This is a genomic window from Serratia sp. J2 (assembly GCF_046269175.1).
GTDB lineage: Bacteria > Pseudomonadota > Gammaproteobacteria > Enterobacterales > Enterobacteriaceae > Chania > Chania fonticola_C.
Genome location: NZ_JBKABN010000002.1, coordinates 83,457 through 91,308 on the forward strand (window position 1 = coordinate 83,457; position 7,852 = coordinate 91,308).

Sequence of the window (7,852 nt, forward strand, 5' to 3'; positions counted from 1 at the left end):
AAATGACGAAAACCAATACGGGAATGGCGCTGGTCGCCGTAACCTTACTGTGCGCGTTGACCACGCAGGCCCAGGCGGCGATCGCGCTAGATCGTACCCGGATCATCTTTCCTGGCGGCGATAAGTCGGTCAGCCTGAGCGTCAACAATGACAACCCGCAATTGCCCTATCTGGCGCAAGGCTGGATAGAGGATACCAAGGGCAACAAGGTAACCAGTCCGCTAACGGTACTGCCGCCGGTACAGCGCATCGAACCAGGTGCCAAAAGCCAGGTAAAGGTACAGGCGTTACCGGTGTTGAGCCAACTGCCACAGGATCGGGAAACGTTGTTCTACTTCAACCTGCGTGAAATCCCGCCGAAGAGTGACAAGGCTAACACCTTGCAACTGGCGTTGCAGACGCGCATCAAACTGTTCTATCGGCCAAAAGCGCTGGTGAAAACGACCACCGAGATGGCGACGCCGTGGCAGGACCAGCTGACGTTGACCAAGCAGGGCGACAAGTATGTGGTGAACAACCCGACGCCGTACTACGTGACACTGGTGGATGCGGGCAGCAGAAAGGGTGTCAGCGCAACGGGTTTTGAGCCGCTGATGCTGGAGCCGAAAAGCAGTGCTCCTTTAGGTATCAGCGCGTCGGTATTAGGAGGATCGCCAGTACTGACCTACGTCAACGATTATGGCGGCCGCCCAGTGCTGACGTTCCGTTGCGGCGCATCGGACTGCCAGGTGGAACCGGCGAAGAAGAGTTAATTGAAACCGGTCGTGCCAGGTTACAGGGAGAGGGCGCGGGGTCAGGTCTGCAAGGAGAGAACGTATGCAACAATATTATCCTGTTCCTGGTAAGCATCGCCGGGGGAGCATGAGATCGAGGGTCTCAGGCTATTGCCTTGCCGGGGCGCTATTCAGTGTCGTGCTGACCAGCGTTCCGGTCAGCGCGATGCCGGTGAATATCAGGGGAACCGTTATACTGCCACCGCCCTGTACGATTAATAATAATCAAACCATTCGGGTGGACTTTGGCGATGAGGTGATGACGACCCGGATTGATGGCGTCAACTATAAGCAGACCATTGTCTATAGCCTGAATTGTGACATCCAGAAATCCAACGATCTGAAAATGAGCATTCAGGGCGGCACTGCGGGCTTTGGGACCGGATTTTTGAGCACCAATAAAAACGATTTGGGTATCGCTTTGTACTATGGGACGCAACGGTTAAATATCAATACCTGGTTTAACTACACCTATCCCAATCAGCCGGTACTGTATGCGGTGCCGGTCAAGCGTAGCGGGGCCACCTTGACGGGGGGCGAGTTTACCGCCTCCGCCACGTTATTAATTGATTACCAGTAAGGGAGCATAAGACATGCGAATTCTACTGTTATCCCTACTGGCTGCGGGTTTAAGTGGCCTTGTATCTACGGCATTTGCCGCAGGGGGCGATATGAAATTTCGAGGAACGCTGCTCGAGCCACCTCCTTGTAGCATTAACAGCGGCAATAATATCATCGTTGATTTTGGCCTTAAGGTGGGTGTCAAAAAAGTGGATGGCGTTAACTATATGCAGAACATTAATTATGATCTGGTTTGTGAGCCAAATACCCATGGTTGGGCGTTGAAATTGAAGCTTACGGGGAACCCCATTTCTTTTGATAACGCCGCGGTGCAAACCAATATTAATGGGCTGGGGATTAAAATCCTGCGTGACGGTCAACCCTTTGTTCTTGGCAGTGAAATAACCATTACGCCGTCCAGTAGACCCCAGCTTAAAGCCGTGCCGGTACAGCAGGTCGGCATAGTTCTAACGGAAGGCGCGTTTGAAGCAACGGCAACGCTGCAGGCTGATTATCAATAACAGGGAGGAACTATCATGCGATTTTCGGCACTGTTAATATCCCTGGCTGTAGGGCTTGGCGGTTTATCCAGCGTATCCCAGGCGGTTGATAATGTGCGCTTTAGAGGCGCTCTGGTGGCTGACCCTTGCACATTGCGAGTCACGGATGAAAATATCAATATCGATTTTGGCTCGATCGTTGAGAAATATCTTTATATCAACACCCGTACGCTAGGGGTGCCATTGGTATTACATCTTGATGATTGCGATCTTAGCCTGGGGAATATGGTCAAGCTGACCTTTTCCGGCACGGAAAATAGCAGGCTGAACGGTCTGCTGGCGATATCCGGGGCGAGCCAGACCAGCGGTATTGGCATCGGTATTGAAACGCAACAGGGAAATAAGGTCGCGATCAATACCGGTAGCTATAACCAAGGGCTGATCTCGGGCAACAATACCATCAGCCTGCGAACCTATGTGCAGGGTGAGCCCGATGCGATTAGCCAAAAAACCATTAACCCTGGCGACTTTACCGCCAGCGCGACGTTTTTATTGGAATACGAGTAGCCCGTAATACGGCTTACCCTGAAATCGACGGTGTGACTAATGAGTCCGCGGTAGATAAGGGATGATCACAGGGGTATTTATGCAAGCCATTAGAGTGATGCTTTTAGCCGTCATGTTGCTGACGGCCTATAGCGCCAATAGCGCGATTTATTCTTATATTACCCGCAGTGAGGGCACGCCCGAGAACGCCAGATATTGGTGGACTATTGAGTACTGGGACACCGTAGATGCTACTCCAAATCCGTGTTACAGGTGGGGGCAATGTACGGTATTTATTGGCCATCGGCACAGTGATGCTGGAGAGGCGGGCCCTGGTGTTTCAGATGGTAACGAATACCTTGATGGCATCCAGAATTTGCCGACGGTCGGCGACATAGGTAGGGCATTTCAGCAAAAGTATTCGCTACCGCGCAGCGGAACTCAAACCCACGTTGGCCCGGCAGTGACGCAGGAATGTGTAGGGATGTATTATAAAGCGACAACGGGGACCGCAGGTTCCGGTGGTAGTGCCATGATGCCCAGCAGCCTATGCGGGATCGTACCGCCGCCGGTAGGTAAATGTGAATTTACTGAAACCAGCATTGAACTGACCCATGGCCAAGTCCAACTGAAAGATATCGAGGGGAATCAGGCGCGGCAGACGGGTTATATCCGCTGCACACAAACAATGGACGTTATGGTCTACGCTGCGGGTGCGGGCGGAAATGGTATGGTTAATCTCAGAAGCGATGGTAGCCTGAAAAGCCGCTTGACCATTGGCGGGGTGAGCGGCTCTACCGGGCTCAGGATACGTGCTTTGGCGGCAACCAAGATGCCGGTAGAGTTTGTTTCCACGCTGACTAAAGTAGGGACCGTGGAGGCAGGTGATTTCTTCGGTTCGGCCACCGCAATACTGACGATGCCTTAGTTGTTGATAACGTGCGCAGCATACGGTTGAGGTTGTTCAAACCGTATGCTGCGCACGTTTGATCTATTCGTCAGGTCTTTCGCACCGTAAACTCCAGCGCCACGCCAATGAGCGTCATGTTTTTTACCGACTGAGCTTCTGTGACCGGGATGAGGCTTCCCTGAAACTTAACCTTCTTCAGCGGTCCGTTGATCACCAGTTTGGCCCGCAGGTTGGGGAGGGACTGGGGGCAAATAGGGTAAATAACTCGCCCCTTGATGGCGACTGGGATCTTCCTCAGGTCAATGCGTTGCAAAACGCCGATCGAGGCATACAGCACCGCAAGCGGCGTTATGGAGACTAGTTGCAGCGGCGTCACACTAATAAAATCCAGCAATAACTCTGGCTTAAGATAATGCAGACCATCATGAGCTACGGTGACGCCAGTGATTTCTGGCATTGCGAGAGTCTTAGGCGAAGAGGATAAGTCTGTCATTGGGTCAGCCTTTGTCTGGAGTTGCCGCAGGAGTGTTAGTTTGCTCCCACTGAACATCCCCTCTACAAAACCTCCTTTTTCGTCTCTCAAGCAAGAGCGGGTGCCAGATAATTTGAAAAACGGGATTTAGCTCACTCTTATTCATCCACTAAAGGGGGTTTCTCCTAACCTCAAGTGCTTGGTTGGGGTCCGCATCATGTTGGCGTCAACGGTGCCAATAGCTGGCGCTATTAATAATCTGTCTGAATAACTCAATTTTCCAGCTACGTGACAATTGCTCATATTGTCTTAAATGTAGATAAGATATTTCTTGTCTTGTTGGGTAATAACTTAATTGCTCAGGATGTACACCAATAAATAATCTGTATGAATAACTCGGTTTTCCAGCTGCACGACAGAGAGTCATACTCTCTTAAATATAGCTAAGACACTTCTTGTTTTTTGTTAAGTAATAACTTAGTTGTTCGGAATTAGTACCAATAAATGCAGGGATTCTTAGCTGTTAACGGGAAAATTCTATTTGAACTATCAGAGAAATTAATCAATAATGGTTGTTATTCAAAATTCCAATCAGTTCTATTATCACTCATGTCAATTTAAACGTATTGGCCCATTACAGGTCCGGCACACGATGGGGGGGATCAGCGGCTTTGCTATCCGGCTTGCGCCAGTGTGCCGTGATAAAAGCCATTCCCGAAGGATGGGTAAATGGTTTTATTTATAGCTTAAGCATTATGAAATAGATGGAAGTTATAAGGAATATCAATAATAGTCTCGCTGCACATATTGGCCTTGGTGGGGAATATTATGGATTCACGTGATGGTTTAATTCGATGGCGGCTTTGTGGCTAGAAATTGGCAGGAATAGACGAAATAGCTAGGGAAAAATATCCATATGTTAAAAGGACGAACAAAACGTAGGCTGCTAGGGGGAGGCGCTTTAGCGGCGATTGCTATGCTGGTCTATTGGCATTTCAGCCAACCGTTACCTGCGGAGTTTAAAACGGTTAAGGTTACCCAGCGTGATTTTCAACAGAACGTTTTGGCGACCGGCCAACTGGATGCGGTACGTAAGGTTGATGTGGGGGCTCAGGTCAGCGGACAGTTGGAGAGCCTGAAGGTCGAGATTGGCGATAAGGTGCAAAAAGGGCAACTGCTCGGCATTATCGATCCCCAACAGGCACAAAACAGCATTCGCGAAGGCGAGGCCACGCTACGGCAACTGCAAGCCCAGCTGCAACAGGCGCAGGCGGAGCAGCAACTGGCAGAGGTCACTTTGCAGCGTAACCGCGAATTGGCCAAGGTGCAGGCGGTTTCGCACCAGGATCTGGATAAATTGACCACCGATCTGGCGGTGAAAAAGGCGCAGGTGGCAAACACCCGGGCGCAGATCGCCAAAAATCAAGCCAGCCTGGATACCGCCAAGATCAATCTGGCCTATACCCGCATTGAAGCGCCGATGGACGGTGATGTGGTGCAGATCACCACCTTTCAGGGCCAAACGGTGATCGCCGCACAGCAGGCACCCAACATTCTGACGTTGGCAGACATGAGTACCATGCTGGTGAAGGCACAAGTTTCCGAGGCGGACGTGATCCACCTCAAGCCGGGGCTGAAAGCCTGGTTTACCGTGCTGGGCGATCCGAGCAAACGCTTTGAGGGCGTGCTGAAAGACATCCAACCCACCCCAGAGAAGGTCAATAACGCCATCTTTTATTACGCGCGTTTCGAAGTGCCAAATCCGCAGGGGTTGCTGCGCCTGCAAATGACCGCGCAGGTGCATATTCAGTTGGCTGGCGCCAGCGATGCGCTGGTTATTCCGCTGGTAGCGTTAGGGGAACAAATCGCCGATAACCGTTACCACGTTGCGGTGCTGCAACAGGGCCAGAAACAGCTGCGGGAGGTGACGATCGGCATGCGTAACAACCTGGATGTGCAGATTGTCAGTGGATTGACAGCCGGTGAAGAGGTGATTGTCAGCCGCGGCGGCGTGGAGGGAAGCTGATGGCCGCACTGTTGGAACTGAGTGATATCCGGCGTAGTTATCAATCCGGTGAGCAAACCCTGGAGGTATTGAAAAGCATCAGCCTGCGGATAGATGCTGGTGAGATGGTGGCGATCATCGGGGCTTCCGGCTCCGGTAAATCGACGCTAATGAACATTCTCGGCTGTCTGGACAAACCCAACAGCGGCATTTACCGCGTGGCCGGGCAGGACGTGGCCACGCTAAATAGCGATGCATTAGCCCAGCTGCGGCGCGAGCATTTTGGCTTTATCTTCCAGCGTTATCATTTGCTGCCACATCTGAGTGCGGCGCATAACGTGGAGGTGCCTGCCGTTTACGCTGGGATGAGTCACTCGGCACGGCATGCCAGGGCGGCGGCCTTGCTGCAACGCCTGGGATTGGGAGAACGTATCGCCTACCGGCCAAGCCAGCTGTCCGGTGGGCAGCAGCAGCGTGTCAGCATTGCGCGGGCATTGATGAACGGTGGCCAGGTGATCCTGGCGGATGAGCCAACCGGTGCGCTCGATAGCCACTCAGGTAAAGAGGTAATGGCGATCCTCAAGCAGCTGTGCGAGCAGGGACACACCGTGATCATCGTTACCCACGATCCGGCGGTAGCGCAGCAAGCCGAGCGGATTATCGAAATCCACGATGGCGAAATCATTGGCGATTCTCGGCCACAGGCACAGAGCAAGCCACAGGCCAAGTCGTTGGAACTGGCCACGCCAGCCCCTTCCTGGCAGCAGATGGCCGACCGTTTCCGGGAGGCGTTGTCGATGGCCTGGTGGGCGATGGCGGCCAACAAGATGCGCACCCTATTGACCATGCTGGGGATCGTTATCGGCATTGCCTCGGTGATCTCGATCCTGGTGATAGGCGATGCCGTCCAACAGCAGGTATTGGCCGAGATCAAATCCATCGGTACCAACACCGTGGACGTCTATCCTGGTAAGGATTTTGGTGACGATGACCCAACCCTCCGCCAGGCGTTGAAATATGACGATCTGAGTGCATTGAGTGCACAACCTTATATCAGCGCGCTTTCTCCCATGACTCGCAGCAGCATGCGTCTGCGCTTTGGCAATATTGATGTGGCGGCTAATGTGGCAGGCGTCAGCGAGCAGTTTTTCCGGGTGTACGGCATGGAGTTTTCTCAGGGAACGGCTATTGATGTCAGGCAGGTGGAGTCCCAGACGCAGACGGTGGTGATCGATACCAACACCCAGCGCCGTCTGTTCCCGCAACAAAAAAACGTGCTGGGTGAGGTGATCCTGATTGGCAATATGCCTGCGACCGTGGTGGGGGTGGCGAAGGAAAAGCAAACCATGTTTGGCAGCAGCAAGATGCTCAGCGTCTGGGTGCCTTATACCACGATGGCCAATCGCCTGATGGGCAACGACTACTTCGATTCGATCACCGTGCGTATCCGCGATGGCTATAACAGCCAGGAGGCGGAACAGCAACTGACGCGACTATTGACGCTGCGCCACGGCAAGAAAGACTTCTTTACCTACAACATGGATAGCCTGGTGCAAACGGCGGAAAAAACCACCCGTACGCTGCAACTGTTCCTGATCCTGGTGGCGGTGATTTCGTTGGTGGTGGGTGGGATTGGCGTGATGAATATCATGCTGGTCTCGGTAACAGAAAGAACGCGAGAAATCGGCATCCGCATGGCCGTAGGCGCTCGTTCCGGCGACGTTCTGCAACAGTTCCTGATTGAGGCGGTGCTGGTCTGCCTGGTAGGGGGGATTTTAGGGATCGCGCTGTCGTTCACCATCGGCTTGCTGGTGCAGCTGGCGATGCCGGGCTGGCAGATCAACTTCCCGCCGGTGGCTCTGCTGAGTGCGTTCCTGTGTTCCACCGGTATTGGCGTCGTGTTCGGTTATCTCCCTGCGCGCAGCGCTGCGCGGCTGGATCCCATTGACGCATTGGCACGGGAATAATCAGCCAAACCATAATTTCACCCTGATCCGCGAGTACTGCTGAACCCTCGGCACAATAACGTTCAGGTGATACCTATTGCTGTGAGTCGATGCTCACGGTGTTGGCCGTGCTATGGCT

General features: G+C 52.8%; 8 protein-coding genes. 7 read left to right on the forward strand and 1 reads right to left on the reverse strand.

Annotated features, from left to right (window positions below; all coding sequences use genetic code 11):
• Positions 1-2: 2 nt before the first annotated feature.
• The 5 genes from ACKWMY_RS02380 to ACKWMY_RS02400 all read left to right on the forward strand — a co-directional run bounded on the left by ACKWMY_RS02380 (position 3) and on the right by ACKWMY_RS02400 (position 3,308).
• Positions 3-752, forward strand: a complete 750-nt coding sequence (locus ACKWMY_RS02380; RefSeq protein WP_024529108.1) for a fimbria/pilus periplasmic chaperone — start codon at positions 3-5, stop codon at positions 750-752.
• 64 nt (positions 753-816) lie between these two features.
• Complete coding sequence (locus ACKWMY_RS02385) at positions 817-1,353, forward strand: fimbrial protein (protein WP_235163279.1); 537 nt, start codon at positions 817-819, stop codon at positions 1,351-1,353.
• 13 nt (positions 1,354-1,366) lie between these two features.
• Positions 1,367-1,855, forward strand: a complete 489-nt coding sequence (locus ACKWMY_RS02390) for a fimbrial protein (protein ID WP_024529106.1) — start codon at positions 1,367-1,369, stop codon at positions 1,853-1,855.
• A 15-nt stretch (positions 1,856-1,870) separates the two neighbouring features.
• A complete protein-coding gene (locus ACKWMY_RS02395) occupies positions 1,871-2,401 on the forward strand; it encodes a fimbrial protein (protein ID WP_024529105.1) in 531 nt (176 codons plus the stop codon).
• 79 nt (positions 2,402-2,480) lie between these two features.
• Positions 2,481-3,308: a hypothetical protein gene (locus ACKWMY_RS02400; protein WP_024529104.1), complete on the forward strand. Its 828-nt coding sequence runs from the start codon at positions 2,481-2,483 to the stop codon at positions 3,306-3,308.
• A gap of 70 nt (positions 3,309-3,378) precedes the next feature.
• Here ACKWMY_RS02400 and ACKWMY_RS02405 read toward each other — a convergent pair whose 3' ends face one another.
• Entirely contained in the window at positions 3,379-3,747 is a 369-nt protein-coding gene (locus ACKWMY_RS02405) for a dTDP-glucose pyrophosphorylase (RefSeq protein WP_233169583.1), read from the reverse strand.
• Positions 3,748-4,678: 931 nt separating this feature from the next.
• On the opposite strand from ACKWMY_RS02405, the gene macA reads away from it, so the two are divergent.
• Positions 4,679-5,788, forward strand: coding sequence for a macrolide transporter subunit MacA (gene macA / locus ACKWMY_RS02410; protein WP_024529102.1), 1,110 nt, complete (start codon positions 4,679-4,681; stop codon positions 5,786-5,788).
• The gene (gene macB, locus ACKWMY_RS02415) at positions 5,788-7,734 is read left to right on the forward strand and encodes a macrolide ABC transporter ATP-binding protein/permease MacB (protein WP_024529101.1); all 1,947 of its coding nucleotides are present in this window, start codon (positions 5,788-5,790) and stop codon (positions 7,732-7,734) included. Before macA ends, macB begins: the two co-directional genes overlap by 1 nt.
• Positions 7,735-7,852 lie beyond the last annotated feature (118 nt).

Bases quoted from the DNA above. Each gene is read 5' to 3' on its own strand.
- ACKWMY_RS02380 (WP_024529108.1), top strand. From the start codon at position 3: ATGACGAAAACCAATACGGGAATGGCGCTGGTCGCCGTAACCTTACTG.
- ACKWMY_RS02385 (WP_235163279.1), top strand. From the start codon at position 817: ATGCAACAATATTATCCTGTTCCTGGTAAGCATCGCCGGGGGAGCATG.
- ACKWMY_RS02390 (WP_024529106.1), top strand. From the start codon at position 1,367: ATGCGAATTCTACTGTTATCCCTACTGGCTGCGGGTTTAAGTGGCCTT.
- ACKWMY_RS02395 (WP_024529105.1), top strand. From the start codon at position 1,871: ATGCGATTTTCGGCACTGTTAATATCCCTGGCTGTAGGGCTTGGCGGT.
- ACKWMY_RS02400 (WP_024529104.1), top strand. From the start codon at position 2,481: ATGCAAGCCATTAGAGTGATGCTTTTAGCCGTCATGTTGCTGACGGCC.
- ACKWMY_RS02405 (WP_233169583.1), bottom strand. From the start codon at position 3,747: ATGCCAGAAATCACTGGCGTCACCGTAGCTCATGATGGTCTGCATTAT.
- macA (WP_024529102.1), top strand. From the start codon at position 4,679: ATGTTAAAAGGACGAACAAAACGTAGGCTGCTAGGGGGAGGCGCTTTA.
- macB (WP_024529101.1), top strand. From the start codon at position 5,788: ATGGCCGCACTGTTGGAACTGAGTGATATCCGGCGTAGTTATCAATCC.